The organism is Variovorax sp. RCC_210 (assembly GCF_041355175.1).
Classification (GTDB): domain Bacteria; phylum Pseudomonadota; class Gammaproteobacteria; order Burkholderiales; family Burkholderiaceae_C; genus Variovorax.
On sequence record NZ_JBFUPJ010000002.1, the window covers coordinates 720,977 to 737,125 of the forward strand.

The following is a 16,149-nucleotide window of genomic DNA, read 5'->3' on the forward strand; positions in this document are numbered from 1 at the left end:
GAGACCATCCGCCGAACGGCCTAGTGTGTGAACGCTGCGTCGGGCATTCGTTTGATTGATTGTTGCAATCCTTTGCGCGTATCCTTCGCGGCTGGATTTGTTAACTAATATCTCTGAACACAGAGGGAGTCCACCCATGCAGCTCACCAAGTTCCCGCTTGCGGCCATTGCCGCGGGCGCGTTTTTTCTCACCGGTTGCGCCGCCACCGACATGCAGATGGGCAGCCAGTCGGCCAAGACCATGGCCACCGGCAGCGCAGCCGGCGGTGCCACCTCCGGCGAAAGCAGCCAGCTCGAGCGCTGCGAATCGCCGCTCGGCACGGTCTCGCTGATCGAGAACCAGAGCGCGGGTTGGTACACCATCCTCACCGGCGAATACCGCCTGCCGCCCACGGCCAACCTGCTGCGCCTGCTGGTGCAGCAATCGAACTGCTTCGTGGTCGTGGAACGCGGCGCGGCCGGCATGAATGCCATGACGCGCGAACGCGCGCTGCAGCAGTCGGGCGAAATGCGCGGCGGCAGCAACTTCGGCCGCGGCCAGATGGTGGCCTCCGACTACGGCCTGTCGCCTGAAATCGTCTTCAGCAACAGCGACGCCGGCGGCATCGGCGGCGCGCTCGGCGGGCTGGTGGGTGGCGGCCGTGGCCGTGCGCTCGCAGCGGTCGGCGGCAGCATGCAGACCAAGGAAGCCAGCGCGCTGCTGACCCTCATCGACAACCGCTCGGGCGTGCAGGTGGCGGCCGCCGAAGGCAGCGCTTCCAAGACCGACTTCGGCGCCTTCGGTGCGCTGGCCGGCCGCAGCGGCGGCGGCGGCCTGGGCGGCTACACCAACACGGCGCAGGGCAAGGTGATTGCCGCCGCGTTCATGGACGCCTTCAACCAGATGGTCCGCTCGCTGCGCAACTACAAGGCGCAGACCGTTCGCGGCCAGGGCCTCGGCGGTGGCGGCCGGCTCGGTGTCGATGGCGGCGCCGCACCGTCGCAAACGTATGTGCCCGCGGAAAAGCCAGCGCCCACGCGCCGCCGCAGCAACAACAGCAACTGACAAACAAGAAGCGACCAGCAAAGCACGGCAACTGCAAAGCAGAAAGCCCGGCGGCTCTCACGAGCTGCCGGGCTTTTTTTATGGGCGCCCGAGCGGGATCAGGGCGCGGTCACGACGCCATCAAAGCGCGAAGATCTTTCCCGGGTTCATGATGTTCTTCGGGTCCAGCGCGCGCTTGATGGTGCGCATCATGTCGATGGCCCCGGCGCCCGCCTCGGTCACCAGGAAGTCCATCTTGTGCAGGCCCACGCCGTGCTCGCCGGTGCAGGTGCCTTCCAGCGCCAGCGCGCGGCTCACGAGCTGGTGGTTCAGCGCCTCGGCCTTCACGCGCTCTTCGGGAATGTTCGGGTCGAGCAGGTAGCCGAAGTGGAAGTTGCCGTCGCCCACGTGGCCGACCAGAAAGTACGGAATGCCGCTGGCGTCCGCCTCGGCCACCGAGTCGAGCAGGCAGTCGGCCAGGCGCGAGATGGGCACGCAGGTGTCGGTGGAGATCACGCGGCAGCCCGGGCGCGACTGCACGGCCGCAAAGTAGCTGTTGTGCCGCGCGGTCCACAGGCGCGTGCGTTCTTCGGGCGTGCTGGCCCATTCGAAGGCGTTGCCGCCGTGGCCGCTCGCAAGCTCCTGCACGGTCTCGGCCTGCTCCTTCACGCCGGCGGGCGAACCGTGGAATTCCATCAGCAGCATCGGCTCTTCGCGCAGGTTGAGCTTGGCGTAGGCGTTCACCATGCGCACCGTGTTCACGTCGATGAGTTCCACGCGCGCGATCGGCACGCCCAGCTGGATGGTCTCGATGGTGGTGCGCACCGCGGCCTCGATGCTCGGGAACGAGCAGATGGCCGCCGACACCGCCTCGGGCAGCGGGTAGATGCGCAGCGTGATCTCGGTGACCACGCCCAGCGTGCCTTCGCTGCCCACCATGAGGCGCGTGAGGTCGTAGCCGGCCGACGACTTCTTCGCGCGCGTGCCGGTGCGAATGACCTCGCCCGCGGCCGTGACCACTTCGAGCGCCAGCACGTTCTCGCGCATGGTGCCGTAGCGCACCGCGTTCGTGCCGCTGGCGCGCGTGGCCGTCATGCCGCCGATGGAGGCGTCCGCGCCCGGGTCGATGGGGAAGAACAGGCCCGTGCTCTTGATCTCTTCGTTGAGCTGCTTGCGCGTGACGCCGGGCTGCACCGTCACCGTGAGGTCGTCGGCGTTGACCGACAGCACGCGGTTCATGCGCGACACGTCGATGCTGATGCCGCCTTGCACCGCCAGCAGGTGGCCTTCGAGCGAGGAGCCCACGCCGAAGGGAATGACCGGCACGCTGTGCTCGCTGGCGAGCTTGACGGCGTCGGCCACGTCCTGCGTGCTTTCGGCGAACACCACGGCCGAGGGCGGCGGCGCGTCGAACGACGACTCGTCGCGCCCGTGCTGCGTGCGCACGGCCATGGCCGTGGAACAGTTGTCGCCGAAGCGCGCCTTCAGGCCGTCGATGAGCGCGGCGGGCACGTCGCGCAGATGAAGCTCCGGCATCAGGTGCGAGGTTTGGGTCGGTGCGTTCATCGGGCGTCTCCTGGCAGGGTGTGATCGAGGGGGATCGGTCATTTTACGGAGGGCGCACCATAATGCGCTTCGGAAAAAACATGAACCCTACGACCCTTAGCGCACTCGCGGCCTTCCCCTCGCAACTGGAGGCCCACTACGCGGCCATTCCCACGGCCTACAGGCACTGGACGCCGCCCTCGTGGGAGGGCGTGCCCAGCGAGGCCTTCACCGCCATCGAGCAGCTGTGCCATGTGCGCGACATCGAGATCGAGGGCTACCACGTGCGCTTTCGCCGCACGCTGGCCGAAGCCCACCCGACGCTCGCCTCCATCGACAGCGAGCCGCTGGCCGTCGAGCGCGGCTACGGCGCGGCCGATGCGCAGAAGGTGCTGGCCGAGTTCCGCATGGCGCGCATCCAGACGATGGAGATCGTCTCCAGCCTGAGCGACGCGCAACTGCAGCGCACGGCCGTGTTCGAGGGCTACGGCCCGCTCACGATGCGCAGCCTCATTCACTACCTGTGCAGCCACGACCAGCAGCATCTTGCGGGCCTGCAGTGGCTGGCCGGCAAGATCGACGCGTCGACGGTGGGCACCTAACCCTTCCAGGAGCCTTCATTCATGGGCAACCGACTTTCACAGATCGCCACCCGCACGGGCGACGACGGCACCACCGGCCTGGGCGACAACACGCGCGTGCCCAAGGACCATTTGCGCGTGCACGCGATGGGCGACGTGGACGAGCTCAACTCGAACATCGGCGTGTTGCTGTGCGAGCCGCTGCCAGAGCCTGTTCGCGAGCTGCTGGTCGATGTGCAGCACCAGCTCTTCAACCTGGGCGGCGAACTGTCGATGCCGGGTTTCACGTTGCTGAAGGCCGATGCGCTGCTGCAGCTGGACAACGCCCTGGCCGAGCACAACGCCGCCCTGCCGCGCTTGGCCGAATTCATCCTGCCGGCCGGCACGCGCGCGGCATCGCTCGCGCACGTGTGCCGCACGGTGGCGCGCCGGGCGGAGCGCGCGGTGGTGGCGCTGGGCGCGAACGAGCAGCTCAACGACGCGCTGCGGCAGTACCTCAACCGGCTCAGCGACCTGCTGTTCGTGCTCGCGCGCGTGCTCAACCGCATGGACGGCGGCGACGACGTGTACTGGAAGAGCGAGCGCATGGCGCGCGCGGCGGCAGAAGCTGGAGCCGCTGAAGCAGACACCAAGGAGGTCCCATGAAATTCACGAACACCTTTCGCGCATCGCTCGCCCTGTCCGCAGTTCTCGCGCTGTGGCTGCCCATGGGCGCGCAAGCCCAGAGTGCCGACAACCCGCCCAAGGCGCAGCGCGCCCACACCCTGAAGGCTCCCGCCCGCAACGGCACCGTCGTGGGCAGCGTGCAGCGCGGCACCAACGCGGCGGGCCGCGGCGTGAACCGCGCGGACGCCGCCACGCGGCGCGGTGTGAACAACGTGTCGGAGAAGGCCAGCCGGCCGGTGCGCAACGTGGGCGAAGCCTTCGGTCGCAAGCTGTCGCCGGGGTCCAGCGGGCGCGCGCGTCCACCGGCTGTGGGGCCTCAAGGCAACGCGCCTTGATTGATTGATTGATTGCCGGGGGCGCCGCATCGGCGTGCGCCTTCAGTGCAGTCGTCGATCGGCCACGACCCGACCGCGTGGCCCGGTGAACACGCCAACGAATCCAACGCAGAGACACATGGCAAGAAACGTCGAGATCAAAGCCCGCATCGACAGCATCGATCGCATCGCAACCATCGCTGCAACGCTCGCCCACCAGGGCCCCATCGAGATCGCGCAGGACGACACCTTCTTCCGCTGCAACGACAGCGCGGACCGCCTCAAGCTGCGCACCTTCGCACCGGACCGCGCCGAGCTCATCTTCTACCGCCGCGCGAACAGCAGCGGGCCGAAGGAATCGTTCTACCTGATCACACCCTGCAGCACACCCGACGCGCTGGGTGAATCGCTCACGCTCGCGTGGGGCCAGGCCGGTCGGGTGCGCAAGCAACGCCGCCTGTTCATCGTGGGCCGCACGCGCGTGCACCTCGACCGGGTCGAAGGGCTCGGTGAATTCCTCGAGCTCGAAGTGGTGCTGGAAGAGGGCGAGTCCGCGCAGGCCGGCACCGCCGAGGCGCACGCGCTCATGGCGCGGCTGGGCATCGGTACCGAGCAACTGGTGCAGGGCGCGTACGTCGACCTGCTGAACGCGCGATCGGCCGGGGCGGACTAGCGCCAGCCCGCTGCCTTCAACTGGTCCGCCAACAGCTGCGCGACCTTTTCATAGCCTCGTGCATTGGCATGGATGCGGTCGGAGCGCAGCGACGCGTCCGACAGCACGCTCGAATACACGTTGGGCACCAGCAGCGCTTGCTGCGACTTCGCGACCTCTTCGTAGAACGGCGCATCGCTGAGCGAGCCCACGGCCGCGCGCATCGCGTCCGGTGCCGGCGTGGCCAGCACGGCCACGTAAGGGGTGTGCGCGCGCGCCTGCGTGATCAGCGCCGCGAGGTTGTCGCGCGTGGCCGTGGCCGACACGCCGCGCAGCATGTCGTTGCCGCCGATGCCGATCAACACCGCGTCGTAGCTCGTCGCACCCAGCAGCGCGGGCAGGCGCTGCAGCGCGCCTTCGGAGGTGTCGCCGTTGACGCCTTCGTTGTCGATCTGCCAGCCTGTGAGCTCGCCCAGTTTCACGGGCCACGCCGCATCGGGCGGCGCGCCGTAGCCGTGCGTGAGGCTGTCGCCGATGGCCAGCACGCGGGCATCGGACTTCAGCGCGGCGGCTGCGGGCTTGCGCTTGCCGCAGGCTGAAAGAAGGGCCAGGGCAGACGCCGCGGCGCCCAGGTGGAGAAGGTGTCGTCGCTTCATGTGGCGCGCAGCATAAACGCAGCCGCACGGCCCGCGCGCGCTTGCCCCTTTGCGCGAAAAGCGCATAAGCCTCCCCGTTTTTGTTCGTTCCCGGGCGTGGGGCGCAGGCGAAGAATCGCGGCCCTGCACCTTCATTCATCACGGGGTTCGACACCATGTTGCTGCTCAATCGCCATCGCTTCCTGCGCCATGTGGCTGCGCTCTCTGCCGCCTTGCTGGCGGCACCACTGGTGGCCTGGGCCGCGCCCGCCACCGGCGAGCCGGTGTGGTTCGGCGTGAGCGGGCCGCTCACCGGGCAGAACGCGCAGTACGGCGCGCAGTGGAAGGCGGGCTTCGACCTCGCGCTCGAACACATCAACGCGCAGGGCGGCATCCATGGCCGGCCGCTGGCCTACAACTTCGAGGACAGCCAGAGCGATCCGCGGCAGTCGGTGGCCATCGCGCAGAAACTGGTGAACGACAAGCGCGTGCTCATCGAGCTGGGCGACTTCTCGAGCCCGGCGTCGATGGCGGCCTCGCCCATCTACCAGCGCGCGGGGCTGGTGCAGCTGGGCTTCACCAACTCGCACCCCGACTTCACCAAGGGCGGCGACTACATCTGGAGCCCGTCGATCAGCCAGGCCGACGCGCAACCGCTGCTGGCCGAGCTCGCGGTGAAGACGCTGGGCTTCAAGCGCATCGCCGTGCTGTACCTGAACACCGACTGGGGCCGCACCAGCAAGGACGTGCTGGTGAAGGCCGCGCAGGAGCGCGGCGCGCAGCTGGCCATCGCCGAGGGCTACCAGCCCGACGAGAAAGACTTTCGCTCGACGCTGGTGCGCGTGCGCGACGCCAACCCCGACGGGCTGGTGCTCATCTCCTACTACCCCGACGGCGCGCTCATCGCGGGCCAGGTGCGCAGCGTGGGCCTGAAGCAGCCGATCGCGGCGGTGGGCTCGGTGTATTCGCCGAAGTTCATCGAGCTCGGCGGCGCGGCCGTGAACGGCATCCACACCAACACCGCCTTCTACCCCGAAGAGCCGCGCCCCGAGGTGCAGGACTTCGTGAAGAGCTTCCGCGCGAAGTACGCCAAGGAGCCCGACGCGTTCAATGCGTATGCATACGACGCGGTGGTGTACGCGGCCGCGGCGCTGCGCCAGGCCGGCCCCACGGCCGACCGCAAGGCGGTGCGCGACGCGTTCTACAAGATCAAGGACGTGCCGAGCGTGATCTTCGGCAAGGCCAGCTTCGATGCGCAGACGCGGCGTGTCATCGGGGTGAAGAGCGTGAACCTGGTGGTGAAGGACGGCAAGTGGGCGCAGCTGGACGAGAAGGCGGCCGTGGCTTCGACTGCGAAATGAGCGGATTCAGGTTCTATCCCCTCTCCCGCTTGCGGGAGAGGGTCAGGGTGAGGGCAGGGGCCTGCATCAGGCAGCCGCTCTTCGCTCGGGCCGCCGCACCCTCACCCCAACCCTCTCCCGCAAGCGGGAGAGGGAGCGAGGCAGCAGACGCCTCGCCAGGCGCCACGCCATGAGCTTCACCTCCTTCTTCGACTACACCGTCAACGGCCTCATCATCGGCAACATCTACGCGTTGCTGGCGGTGGGCCTCGCGTTGATCTTCGGTGTCTCGCATCTCATCAACTTCGCGCACGGCTCGGTGTACACCGTGGGCGCGTACATCGGCTGGGCGTCGATCACCTACCTGCACACGCCGCTGCCCGTGACCATCCTGCTGGTGGTGCTCGGCTCGGGCGCTTTGGGCATGCTGATCGAGCGCGTGGGGCTGCGGCCGCTGCAGGGCGCGGCGCGCATCGCGCCGCTGCTGGCGACCATCGGCATCAGCTTCGTGCTCGACATCCTGGTGCAGCTGGTGTTCAGCCCCGACCCGCGCTCGCTGCCCACGCAGCTGCCCGACTGGCGCCTGCAGATCGGCACCGGCACCATCGGCGCGCTCGACCTGCTCATCGCGGGCATCGGCATCGCCAGCGCCGCGGTGCTGTTCGGCTTCCTGCGCTTCACCAAGCTGGGCTGGGCCGTGCGCGCCACCGCGCAAGACCGCGACGCGGCGCAGCAGATGGGCGTGGACGTCGACCGCGTGAACCAGGCCGTGTTCGCCATCGCGGCCGCGCTGGGTGGGCTCTCGGGCCTGCTGGTGGGCATGTACTACAACAACATCAGCCCGGCCATGAGCTTCCAGGCCACGCTCAAGGGCGTGGTGGCCACGGTGGTGGGCGGCGTGGGCAACGTGCCAGGCGCCATCGTCGGCAGCCTGCTGCTGGGGCTCATCGAGAGCTACGGCGTGGCCATCCTGGGCACGCCGTACCGCAACCTGTTCGCCTTCGCGCTGCTGCTGGTCATCCTGGTGTGGAAGCCCAACGGCCTGTTCGGGCGCAAGCGCGCGCTGCCGCCCGAGCCGCTCACGGGCACCTTCATCGCGCCCAGCAAGCCGTGGCGCGTGCCCCCGCGCGTGCTGCTTGCGCTGTTCGCCGCGGCGGTGGCCTTGCCGCTGTTCGATCCGTCGCCCTATCTGCTGCAGACGCTGACGAATGCGTGGCTCTACGGCGCGCTCGCGCTCAGCCTCACGCTGGTGGCCGGCACCATCGGGCAGATCTCGCTGGGGCACGCGGGGCTGCTGGCCATCGGCGCGTATGCCTCGTCGCTGCTGGTGCTCGACCTGCACCTGCCGGTGGGCACGGGCATCGTGGCGGCGGGCATTCTCACGTCGCTGATCGGCACGGCGCTGATCTTTCCGGCCTTCAGGCTGCGCGGGCACTACGTGTCGATCGCCACGCTGGGCATCGGCGAGATCGTGGCGCTCACCATCCTCAACTGGGAAAGCCTCACGCACGGGCCCATCGGCGTGTCGGGCATTCCGCCGCTGTCGCTGTTCGGGCGCGATGCCTCGTCGAACGAGGCCATCTACTGGGCTTCTTTCGGTGCGATGGTGCTGCTGGCCCTGCTGCAGTGGCGGCTCTTGCGCTCGCACCTGGGCCGCACCTTCCGCGCGGTGCGCGAGGACGAGGTGGCCGCGCGCGCCTACGGCGTGAGCCCCGACCGCTACAAGGCGCTGGCCTTCGGCTTCGGCGGCTTCGCGGCCGGCGTGAGCGGGGCCTTCACCGCGCACATGTACTCGTACATCAACCACGAGACCTTCGGCTCGCAGATCTCGATCCTCGCGCTGACGATGGTGATCCTGGGCGGCCTGGGGAACATCAGCGGTGCATTGCTCGGCGCGGTCGCGCTCGTGAGCCTGCCGGAGCTGTTTCGCGTGACGGCCGAGTACCGCATGCTGATCTACGGCGTGGCGCTGCTCCTGCTGATTCGTTTTCGCCCGCAAGGTCTGCTGGGCACTGTCTGAAAGAACCACACCATGAGCCACCTGAACGACTACCTCGCCGAGAAACGCGCCGCCGTGCTGGCACGCAATGCCGCCGTCGAGGCGGGCACCGCCCAGCCCGCGCAACTGAAGGCCAGCGTGAAGGCCGAAGGCCGCAGCGGCGTGCGCCGCCTGCGCATTCGCGAGCACCAGGTCATCAGCGACAGCCCGCCCGATTTCGCGGGCTACAACCTGGGCCCGAGTTCGCCCGAGCTGCAGCTGGGCGTGCTGGGCACCTGCGTGACGCACATCTTCCTGATCCACGCGGCCGAGCGCCAGGTGCCGCTCGAAAGCCTCGAGGTGGAGGTCACCGGCGTCATCGACCCGCGCGGCGGCAAGCCGGGCCACGAGCAGACGCCCATCTGGCCGCACGAGATCGGCTACACCGTGCACATCGACTCGCCCGCGAGCCGCGAAGACATCGACGCGCTGTTCGAGGCGGTGGAGCGCAACTGCCCCATTCTTAACCTGCTGCGCAACCCGCAGACCATCCGCGCCGAGGTGAAGCTCGTGAACTCGAAGGCGAAGGCCGCCCCTGTCGCCCATGTTGCCCATGCCGCTCATGCCGCTCATGCCGCTCATGCCGCCAACCCCCTCGCTGCTTGACATCCGCGGCATCACGCGCCGCTTCGGCGGGCTCACGGCCGTCAATGCCGTGGACCTGCACGTGGGCGAGGGCGAACTGCTCAGCGTGATCGGCCCGAACGGCGCGGGCAAGACCACGCTGTTCAACCTGGTCACCGGCCTCGACCGGCCCGACGAAGGGCAGGTGCTGTTCGACGGGCAGGACATCACCGGCCTGCCGGCGCAACAGCTCGCGCAGCGCGGGCTGGCGCGCACCTTCCAGCACGGGCGCGTGTTCGCGAACCTCTCGGTGCTCGACAACGTGCTGGTCGGCGCGCACACGCGGCTGCGCGCCGTCAAGCCGCGCATGGGCAGCGTGCCCGGCCTGGGCGCGCTGGCCGAACTCGCGCTGGCGCTGGTGCAGCCCGCTGCCGTGCGCCGCGAGGAAGAGGCCTTGCGCGAAGAGGCGCGCGAGATCATCGCGCTCTTCGGCGAGCGCCTGGCGCCGCGCGTGGACCATCCGGCCTACAGCCTTTCCTACGCCAACCGCCGCCGCGTGGAGATCGCGCGGGCGCTGGCGCTCAAGCCGCGCCTGCTGCTGCTCGACGAGCCCACCGCGGGCATGAACGAAAGCGAGACGGCCGAGATGCTGGAGATCATTCGCGGCCTGAAGGCGCGCGGCCAGACCATCCTGCTGATCGAGCACAAGCTCGACCTGGTGATGCAGCTGTCGGACCGCGTGGCCGTGCTCGACGACGGCCGCAAGATTGCCGAAGGCCTGCCCGACGACGTGCGCAACGATCCCGCGGTGATCGAGGCCTACCTGGGCCATCGCCATGTGGGCACGGCCGGCGCGCCGAAGGCGCAAAACATCCGGGATACCCAAGAGGCGGTGCCCGCATGATCGCCACCGTCGCCCGCTCCGGCCTCGCGCCCCCTCCCCAGCGGGGAGAGGGTGGGGAGGGTTGGGAGGGTTGGGGCAAGGACCTGCCCGAACGCACGGCCGCGCCCGCTTCCAGCGGTGCGGCACACCCGCTGCTGCAGCTGAAGAAGGTCAACAGCTTCTACGGCCCCGTGCAGGCCCACTTCGACCTCGACATCGAGGTGCGCCAGGGCCAGATCGTGAGCCTGCTCGGCGGCAACGCCAGCGGCAAGTCGACCACCATGAAGATCGTGCTCGGGCTGCTCAAGCCGCGCTCGGGCGAGGTGAACTTCAACGGCGTCTCCACGCTCGGGCTGAGCACGCCGCAGATCATTCGCAAGGGCATCGGCTCGGTGCCCGAGGCGCGCAGGCTGTTCCCCGCGATGACCGTGCGCGAGAACCTGCTGATGGGCGCCTATGCGCGCAACGACCGCAAGGCCGTGGCCGAAGACCTGGAGCGCATGCTGGCGCTGTTCCCGCGCGTGGCCGAGCGCATCGAGTTCCAGGCCGGCACGCTGTCGGGCGGCGAGCAGCAGATGGTGGCGATGGCGCGCGCGCTCATGGGCCGCCCCAGGCTCATCTGCATGGACGAGCCGACCATGGGCCTGTCGCCGCTGTACGTCGACAAGGTGCTGGAGCTCATCGCGCGCATCAACGCGCAGGGCGTGTCGGTGTTCATGGTCGAGCAGAACGCGAGCCTGGCGCTGCAGATCGCGCACCACGGCTACGTGCTGCAGACCGGGCGCATCGTGCTCTCGGGCCCGGCGAAAGAGCTGCTGGCCGACGCGCGCATCCGCGATGCGTACCTGGGCGGCGAGGGCGCCGCGCGCACGGCCTCCTGACCCGACGCGCCCAACTTTTCCGATTCAGACAACCCACAGAGAAACATACATGTCCCTGAAGCTCGACCACATCGTCATCGCGGTGCACGACCTCGAACGCACCATTGCCGACTACGGCGCGCTCGGCTTCCACGTGGTGCGCGGCGGCGACCACCCGGGCCGCGCCACGCACAACGCGCTGGTGGTGTTCGCCGACGGCAGCTACTTCGAGCTGATCGCGTGGCGCGAGCCGTCGCCCAGCGAGCGTTGGTGGCAGCTGCTGCAACGCCATGGCGAAGGCATCGTCGACTTTGCGCTGCTGCCGCCCAGCACCGCCACCACCGTGGCCGATGCGAAGGCACGCGGCCTGCTGCTCGAAGGCCCGCTCGACGGCGGCCGCGTGCGGCCCGACGGCGAACGCCTGCGCTGGCAGACGGCACGCTCGCCGTCTGCGGACTTGCCCTTCCTGTGCGGCGACCTCACGCCGCGCGCATTGCGCGTGCCCGAGGGCGAGGTGCGCGTGCATGCGAACGGCGCGCTCGGCGTGGCCAGCCTGGCCATTGCCGTGCGTGACCTCGATGCGACGCTGGCGCGCTACCGCGCCTTGTTGGGCAGGGCGATCGGCACTGATGTTGAAGACGCCGGCACGCACGTCGGCGAGCCCGTGGCGCTGCCGGGCAGCAACGTGCGCGTGGCGGTCATCGTGCTGGGCGGCAGCGTGCTGGTGCTGTCGTCGCCACGCGAGAACCCGTCGAATGCATCGCGCGCAGGGGAGGGCGGCGACGCGTTGGCGCAGCGCATCGCGGCGCGCGGCGAAGGCTCCTACGCGCTGGTGCTGCACACCGACAAGCCGCAGTCGACCGGCGCCTTCGACTTGGCACGCACGCATGGGGCCCTGATCGAGCTCGACCTGCCGCCGGTCGGCCGCAAGGCGAAGACCGCCAGCGTGACAAACGCCTGATGGGTGTGTGGCGGGTGCGTGATGGGTGCGTGAACTGAGCGCTTGCTGAGCCTCAGGCTGCGCGCTCGCGCAGCTGGAACACGTTGCCCTCGGGGTCGTGCCCATCGCAATGGCGCCAGCCGTTGAAGGCCCACTCCGCCTGCGGCGGCTTCAATGCACCACCGCCTTGCGCGGCCAGCGCGCGCGCCGCCTGAAGGCTGGCCACCGGAAAGATGAACTTCAGCGCGGTGTTCTCGCGGGGCACCGGCGGATTCGCGATCTGCACGCTGGCCGCGATGCCCGCGTTCATCGCGACAATGAAGAGCTGCAGCGCCGACGACTCGAGGCTCGCATGGCCGGGCTCCGCGTGCGTGAGCGCGAGCCCGGCGACGCTCGCGTAGAACGCGCTCACGCGCGCCACGTCCTTGGCATAGATCACGGCGGCGGCTTGTTCGGGCATGTGCATTCTCCTGATGGCTTCTTCATTGTTGTTCGGCTACCTCGTTTCGATTTTGCCAGCGGGCCTGCTCGCGCTGGCCTTGCTGCTGGCCATTCCGCGGGCTCTGGCGGGTGCGCGCGTGGCGGTGCACATCGTGTTCTTCATCTTCGCGCGCGATGCCATGAGCCCGGCGGGCTTCTGGCAGTTGGACGCGGGCTCAATGCGGCTGACCGCGCCCGCGCCGGTGCTGCTGGCATTGGCCGGCATGTCCGCCGCGTTGTTCGCGGGCGTGGCGTGGCTGGAGCGCGTGACGTGGTGGCGCGGTGTGCGGCTGGGGCCTTCCTTGTCGTGGGGCGTGCTGGGGGCCGCGGTCATCACCGCGCTGGCGGCCGGCTTGAAGACGGCCGCCGGCTTGCCTTCGTTGCCCGCACCGAGCGCGGCGATGCTCGCGCCGATGCTTGTCTTCGCGCTGCTCGGCAATGCGTATGAAGAGCTGCTGTTCCGCGGCATGCTGCAGCAGCGCCTTGCGCAGCACATGTCGGCGGTGCGCGCGGCGATCGCGTCCGGCGTGCTGTTCAGCCTGTGCCATGCATGGCTGGCGTTCTTGGTCACGCGCGCGGGCGTGCCGGTGCTGGTGTTCACGCTGATCGAAGGGCTGGTGGCGGCCTGGGTGTTCAGCCGCGCGGGCCTGCTCGCGGCCACGCTGGCGCACGGCCTGGCGATTGCCGTGCTGGCGAGCGGCGTGTACTGAAGGGCGGCGTGTACTGAAGGGCGGTGCCGGGGCCTTGTGCCGAGCGCCTTGAAGGACAAGGCCCCGCGCGGATACCAGCGCTTACCTGATTTCACCTGACCGCGACCTGAAGTGCCCGAAGCGGACACAAGCGGGGCACACAATGGACTTCGTCATCAACGCATCAAGGAGTTCAGATGATCCGCAATTCAAAGAGCATGGCCGTTGCAGCCGCGGCGCTTGCGATGTGCATGGCCGCGGGGAGCGCCTTTGCGCAAGACCGTCGCTTCGACGGCCGGCCGGGCGATGGCCGCGATGGTCGTGACGGCCGCTTCGAGCAGCGCGGCCCCAATTTCGATCACCGCGGTGGCCCTCCGGGCTATCGCGGCAACCAGGACTTCCGCGACGGCCGCCAGTTCGATCGCCGTGGCTTCCCGCAACCGCACGCCGAATGGCGACGCGGCGGACGCATTCCGCCCGAGTACCGTGGCCGCAACTACGTGGTGCAGGACTGGCGCTCGTACCGCCTGCAGCAGCCACCGCGTGGCTACCAGTGGGTGGGCGTGGGCGGCGACTTCGTGCTCGCGGCCATTGCCACCGGCGTGATCGCGAACATCATCGCAGGCCAGTAAACAGACGCTGTTCTGGCCCTCTCACGCAAAGAACGAACGCCGCAGGCCTGAAGGCTTGCGGCGTTTTTTTCGTGGTGGTCAGACCAGCGCGGTAGGCGCCGACTGGGCGCACACGTTGCGCCCGGTGATGGTCAGGCGAAGCCCGCCGCCGTGCCATTCGAGCCAGTTGAGGGCCACGTAGGCGTCGATGTCGGCGTCGTCGATGCGGTCGGCCTGGCGGCTCTGCAGCAGTTCCACCGTGGCGGGGAGGGCCCGTTTGAGCCGCTCTCGGCGCTCTGCGGCATCTGCCGCCTTGAGGGCGGCCCTTGTTTGCTGTTGCTGCTGCTGCGGGGTCGATGCCATTGCTGATCCGTTCCAGGAAGCCAGGGAATTAACCCGAATGTACGCCGCCTGTGTGAACCTGCATTCTTCTTTTTTAACCTTTCTGTCGTCCGCAGTACACACCTCGGCCCCGACCGCGATGTGCCACTGGACAGGCTCTAGATTTCGTAGTGCGAGGCCTTGGCCTCGTCGCCCAGCGCCTTTTCCACCACCGCGCGCGTGAGCGTGGGGGCGAACGATTCGATGAACGCGTACACGTACTTGCGCAGGTAGGTACCCCGTCGCACCGCCAGCTTCGTGAGGTTGATGCCGAAGAGCCGCCCCGCGTCGAGCGCGCGCAGCTGCGTGTCGCGCTCGGCTTCGTACGCCACGCCGGCGACGATGCCCACGCCCAGGCCCAGCTGCACGTAGGTCTTGATCACGTCGGCGTCCATCGCGGCCAGCACGATGTTGGGCTGCAGCCCGCGCTGCTCGAAGGCCTCGTCGATGCGCGAACGGCCCGTGAAGCCGGTGTCGTAGGTGATGAGCGGGTACCGCGTGAGCGCGTCGAGCGTGAGCGGCGCGTCCAGCAGCGGATGCCCGGGCGGCACGATCACCGAATGCGTCCAGCGGTAGCAGGGCAGGGCGACCAGCTGCGGGTAGTCGCCCAGCGCCTCGGTGGCGATGCCCACGTCGGCCTCGCCGTCGAGCAGCATCTGCGCGATCTGCTTGGGCGAGCCCTGGTGCAGGTGCAGTTTCACGTTGGGGAACTGGCTGCGAAATTCCTGCACCGCCACCGGCATCGCGTAGCGCGCCTGCGAGTGCGTGGCCGCCACCGAGAGCAGGCCGCTTTGCTGCGCGACGAACTCCTGGCCCGCGTGCTTGAGGTTGCTGCTCTCCATGAGCATGCGCTCGATGATGGGCAGCACGTGGCCGCCGGGCTCGGTGAGCCCGGTGAGCCGCTTGCCGGCGCGCACGAAGAGCTCGATGCCGAGCTCTTCCTCGAGCTCGCGGATCTGTCGGCTCACGCCGGGCTGCGAGGTGTGAAGGGTGTGGGCGACTTCGGTCAGGTTGAAGCCGCAACGAACGGCCTCGCGTACCGAGCGCAGTTGTTGGAAGTTCATCTGCCGCGGAGGTGAGTCAGGAGAGTCAGGGCCCCGGATGAGGCCGAGGCGCGATTCTCGGCAGAAGTGCTTATTCGGGGAACGATGCGTTTGTTGGTTTCACATGAGCAAAACATCTATCGACGGGCGCGAACCCTTTCTTTCGGCTGCTCGAGCCGTTGCTTGTGTTTTCGCACGACTGTGCTAAAGTGCGCCGCATGGACGCCAAGACCCAGAAAAGCGAACTCACCCGTGCCGCCATCGTCGGCGCGGCGATGACCCTTGCGCTGGCCGAAGGGCTGGAAGCCATCACGCTGCAGGCCGTGGCCAGCCGGCTGGGCTTGTCCAAGAGCGGCGTGTTCTCGCGCGTGGGTTCGCGCGAAGCGTTGCAGAAGGCCGTCATCGAGGAGTACGGCCGCGGCTTCCTGGCCGAGGTGTTCGTGCCCGCCATGCAGAAGGCCAAGGGCCTGCCCCGGCTCAACGAGATCGTGTCGCGCTGGATCGCCCGCACCCGCGATGTCGAGATGCACACCGGATGCCTCTACATGGCCGGTGCCTTCGAGTTCGACGACCGCGAAGGCGAGCTGCGCAATGTGCTGTTCGACGAGGTCACGCGCTGGCGCGCCGCGCTGCGCCGCACCGTGCTGCAGGCCATGGAAACCGGCGAGCTCAAAGCCGACACCGACCCCGCGCAGCTCGTGAGCGAGCTCAACGGCGTGATGATGACCCAGCTGCACGACGCGCGCTTCCTGCGCGACCCGCAGGCCACGGAGCGTGCCACGTCGACGTGGCGGCGCCTTCTTTCCAGCTACCTCGCCTGAGCCGCTGAACGAAGCGGACAAAGCACCACCCTGTTCATTTGCCGATATTTCGCACATACGTGCGATAAAAGGAGAAGCACCA

The 16,149-nt window shown here is 68.6% G+C and carries 19 protein-coding genes; 14 read left to right on the forward strand and 5 right to left on the reverse strand.

The features are described from left to right. The first annotated feature begins 136 nt into the window (after positions 1-136). Positions 137-1,045: a CsgG/HfaB family protein gene (locus tag AB6807_RS11420; protein ID WP_371084608.1), complete on the forward strand. Its 909-nt coding sequence runs from the start codon at positions 137-139 to the stop codon at positions 1,043-1,045. 120 nt (positions 1,046-1,165) lie between these two features. Here AB6807_RS11420 and AB6807_RS11425 read toward each other — a convergent pair whose 3' ends face one another. Continuing rightward, positions 1,166-2,590 carry an FAD-binding oxidoreductase gene (locus tag AB6807_RS11425; protein ID WP_116911763.1) on the reverse strand — a complete coding sequence of 475 codons (1,425 nt, stop codon included), beginning with the start codon at positions 2,588-2,590 and terminating at the stop codon, positions 1,166-1,168. A gap of 80 nt (positions 2,591-2,670) precedes the next feature. On the opposite strand from AB6807_RS11425, the gene AB6807_RS11430 reads away from it, so the two are divergent. The 4 genes from AB6807_RS11430 (at position 2,671) to AB6807_RS11445 (ending at position 4,803) form a co-directional block, all read left to right on the forward strand. Then, positions 2,671-3,171, forward strand: coding sequence for a DinB family protein (locus tag AB6807_RS11430; protein WP_116911901.1), 501 nt, complete (start codon positions 2,671-2,673; stop codon positions 3,169-3,171). A 21-nt stretch (positions 3,172-3,192) separates the two neighbouring features. Beyond that, on the forward strand, positions 3,193-3,795 hold the full coding sequence (locus AB6807_RS11435; protein ID WP_371084609.1) for a cob(I)yrinic acid a,c-diamide adenosyltransferase: 603 nt from the start codon (positions 3,193-3,195) through the stop codon (positions 3,793-3,795). Further along, positions 3,792-4,151, forward strand: coding sequence for a hypothetical protein (locus AB6807_RS11440; RefSeq protein WP_371084610.1), 360 nt, complete (start codon positions 3,792-3,794; stop codon positions 4,149-4,151). Before AB6807_RS11435 ends, AB6807_RS11440 begins: the two co-directional genes overlap by 4 nt. Positions 4,152-4,269: 118 nt before the next feature. Beyond that, complete coding sequence (locus tag AB6807_RS11445) at positions 4,270-4,803, forward strand: class IV adenylate cyclase (protein WP_371084611.1); 534 nt, start codon at positions 4,270-4,272, stop codon at positions 4,801-4,803. On the opposite strand, the gene AB6807_RS11450 is transcribed toward AB6807_RS11445, so the two are convergent. After that, a complete protein-coding gene (locus AB6807_RS11450) occupies positions 4,800-5,438 on the reverse strand; it encodes a GDSL-type esterase/lipase family protein (protein ID WP_116911767.1) in 639 nt (212 codons plus the stop codon). The genes AB6807_RS11445 and AB6807_RS11450 overlap by 4 nt on opposite strands. 155 nt (positions 5,439-5,593) lie before the next feature. Here AB6807_RS11450 and AB6807_RS11455 point away from each other — a divergent pair, with 155 nt between their 5' ends. The 6 genes from AB6807_RS11455 to AB6807_RS11480 all read left to right on the forward strand — a co-directional run bounded on the left by AB6807_RS11455 (position 5,594) and on the right by AB6807_RS11480 (position 12,063). Then, positions 5,594-6,778 (forward strand): ABC transporter substrate-binding protein, encoded by a 1,185-nt coding sequence (locus AB6807_RS11455; protein WP_371084612.1) that lies wholly within the window; start codon positions 5,594-5,596, stop codon positions 6,776-6,778. 169 nt (positions 6,779-6,947) lie between these two features. Continuing rightward, entirely contained in the window at positions 6,948-8,777 is a 1,830-nt protein-coding gene (locus AB6807_RS11460; RefSeq protein WP_371084613.1) for an ABC transporter permease, read from the forward strand. A gap of 12 nt (positions 8,778-8,789) precedes the next feature. Continuing rightward, entirely contained in the window at positions 8,790-9,401 is a 612-nt protein-coding gene (locus AB6807_RS11465; RefSeq protein ID WP_371084614.1) for an OsmC family protein, read from the forward strand. Further along, on the forward strand, positions 9,376-10,263 hold the full coding sequence (locus AB6807_RS11470) for an ABC transporter ATP-binding protein (RefSeq protein ID WP_371084615.1): 888 nt from the start codon (positions 9,376-9,378) through the stop codon (positions 10,261-10,263). The genes AB6807_RS11465 and AB6807_RS11470 overlap by 26 nt, the downstream gene beginning before the upstream one ends. Continuing rightward, positions 10,260-11,123: an ABC transporter ATP-binding protein gene (locus AB6807_RS11475; protein WP_371084616.1), complete on the forward strand. Its 864-nt coding sequence runs from the start codon at positions 10,260-10,262 to the stop codon at positions 11,121-11,123. The genes AB6807_RS11470 and AB6807_RS11475 overlap by 4 nt, the downstream gene beginning before the upstream one ends. Positions 11,124-11,172: 49 nt before the next feature. Beyond that, positions 11,173-12,063, forward strand: coding sequence for a VOC family protein (locus tag AB6807_RS11480; protein ID WP_371084617.1), 891 nt, complete (start codon positions 11,173-11,175; stop codon positions 12,061-12,063). Positions 12,064-12,115: 52 nt separating this feature from the next. Here AB6807_RS11480 and AB6807_RS11485 read toward each other — a convergent pair whose 3' ends face one another. Then, positions 12,116-12,502: a VOC family protein gene (locus AB6807_RS11485; RefSeq protein ID WP_207786769.1), complete on the reverse strand. Its 387-nt coding sequence runs from the start codon at positions 12,500-12,502 to the stop codon at positions 12,116-12,118. Positions 12,503-12,515: 13 nt separating this feature from the next. Between AB6807_RS11485 and AB6807_RS11490 the strand changes: the two genes are divergently transcribed. Next, on the forward strand, positions 12,516-13,232 hold the full coding sequence (locus tag AB6807_RS11490) for a lysostaphin resistance A-like protein (protein WP_371084618.1): 717 nt from the start codon (positions 12,516-12,518) through the stop codon (positions 13,230-13,232). Positions 13,233-13,408: 176 nt separating this feature from the next. Then, on the forward strand, positions 13,409-13,843 hold the full coding sequence (locus AB6807_RS11495) for an RcnB family protein (RefSeq protein ID WP_371084619.1): 435 nt from the start codon (positions 13,409-13,411) through the stop codon (positions 13,841-13,843). A gap of 78 nt (positions 13,844-13,921) precedes the next feature. Here the strand turns inward: AB6807_RS11495 and AB6807_RS11500 are convergent, their stop codons facing one another. Both AB6807_RS11500 and AB6807_RS11505 read right to left on the reverse strand, forming a co-directional pair. After that, positions 13,922-14,185 carry a hypothetical protein gene (locus AB6807_RS11500; RefSeq protein WP_116911777.1) on the reverse strand — a complete coding sequence of 88 codons (264 nt, stop codon included), beginning with the start codon at positions 14,183-14,185 and terminating at the stop codon, positions 13,922-13,924. Between the two features lie 137 nt (positions 14,186-14,322). Continuing rightward, on the reverse strand, positions 14,323-15,267 hold the full coding sequence (locus AB6807_RS11505) for a CysB family HTH-type transcriptional regulator (RefSeq protein ID WP_116911778.1): 945 nt from the start codon (positions 15,265-15,267) through the stop codon (positions 14,323-14,325). Between the two features lie 197 nt (positions 15,268-15,464). Between AB6807_RS11505 and AB6807_RS11510 the strand changes: the two genes are divergently transcribed. After that, positions 15,465-16,067: a TetR/AcrR family transcriptional regulator gene (locus AB6807_RS11510; RefSeq protein ID WP_116911779.1), complete on the forward strand. Its 603-nt coding sequence runs from the start codon at positions 15,465-15,467 to the stop codon at positions 16,065-16,067. Positions 16,068-16,149 lie beyond the last annotated feature (82 nt).

Coding starts and splice junctions, on each gene's coding strand:
- AB6807_RS11420 (WP_371084608.1), top strand. CDS start 137: ATGCAGCTCACCAAGTTCCCGCTTGCGGCCATTGCCGCGGGCGCGTTT.
- AB6807_RS11425 (WP_116911763.1), bottom strand. CDS start 2,590: ATGAACGCACCGACCCAAACCTCGCACCTGATGCCGGAGCTTCATCTG.
- AB6807_RS11430 (WP_116911901.1), top strand. CDS start 2,671: ATGAACCCTACGACCCTTAGCGCACTCGCGGCCTTCCCCTCGCAACTG.
- AB6807_RS11435 (WP_371084609.1), top strand. CDS start 3,193: ATGGGCAACCGACTTTCACAGATCGCCACCCGCACGGGCGACGACGGC.
- AB6807_RS11440 (WP_371084610.1), top strand. CDS start 3,792: ATGAAATTCACGAACACCTTTCGCGCATCGCTCGCCCTGTCCGCAGTT.
- AB6807_RS11445 (WP_371084611.1), top strand. CDS start 4,270: ATGGCAAGAAACGTCGAGATCAAAGCCCGCATCGACAGCATCGATCGC.
- AB6807_RS11450 (WP_116911767.1), bottom strand. CDS start 5,438: ATGAAGCGACGACACCTTCTCCACCTGGGCGCCGCGGCGTCTGCCCTG.
- AB6807_RS11455 (WP_371084612.1), top strand. CDS start 5,594: ATGTTGCTGCTCAATCGCCATCGCTTCCTGCGCCATGTGGCTGCGCTC.
- AB6807_RS11460 (WP_371084613.1), top strand. CDS start 6,948: ATGAGCTTCACCTCCTTCTTCGACTACACCGTCAACGGCCTCATCATC.
- AB6807_RS11465 (WP_371084614.1), top strand. CDS start 8,790: ATGAGCCACCTGAACGACTACCTCGCCGAGAAACGCGCCGCCGTGCTG.
- AB6807_RS11470 (WP_371084615.1), top strand. CDS start 9,376: ATGCCGCCAACCCCCTCGCTGCTTGACATCCGCGGCATCACGCGCCGC.
- AB6807_RS11475 (WP_371084616.1), top strand. CDS start 10,260: ATGATCGCCACCGTCGCCCGCTCCGGCCTCGCGCCCCCTCCCCAGCGG.
- AB6807_RS11480 (WP_371084617.1), top strand. CDS start 11,173: ATGTCCCTGAAGCTCGACCACATCGTCATCGCGGTGCACGACCTCGAA.
- AB6807_RS11485 (WP_207786769.1), bottom strand. CDS start 12,502: ATGCCCGAACAAGCCGCCGCCGTGATCTATGCCAAGGACGTGGCGCGC.
- AB6807_RS11490 (WP_371084618.1), top strand. CDS start 12,516: ATGGCTTCTTCATTGTTGTTCGGCTACCTCGTTTCGATTTTGCCAGCG.
- AB6807_RS11495 (WP_371084619.1), top strand. CDS start 13,409: ATGATCCGCAATTCAAAGAGCATGGCCGTTGCAGCCGCGGCGCTTGCG.
- AB6807_RS11500 (WP_116911777.1), bottom strand. CDS start 14,185: ATGGCATCGACCCCGCAGCAGCAGCAACAGCAAACAAGGGCCGCCCTC.
- AB6807_RS11505 (WP_116911778.1), bottom strand. CDS start 15,267: ATGAACTTCCAACAACTGCGCTCGGTACGCGAGGCCGTTCGTTGCGGC.
- AB6807_RS11510 (WP_116911779.1), top strand. CDS start 15,465: ATGGACGCCAAGACCCAGAAAAGCGAACTCACCCGTGCCGCCATCGTC.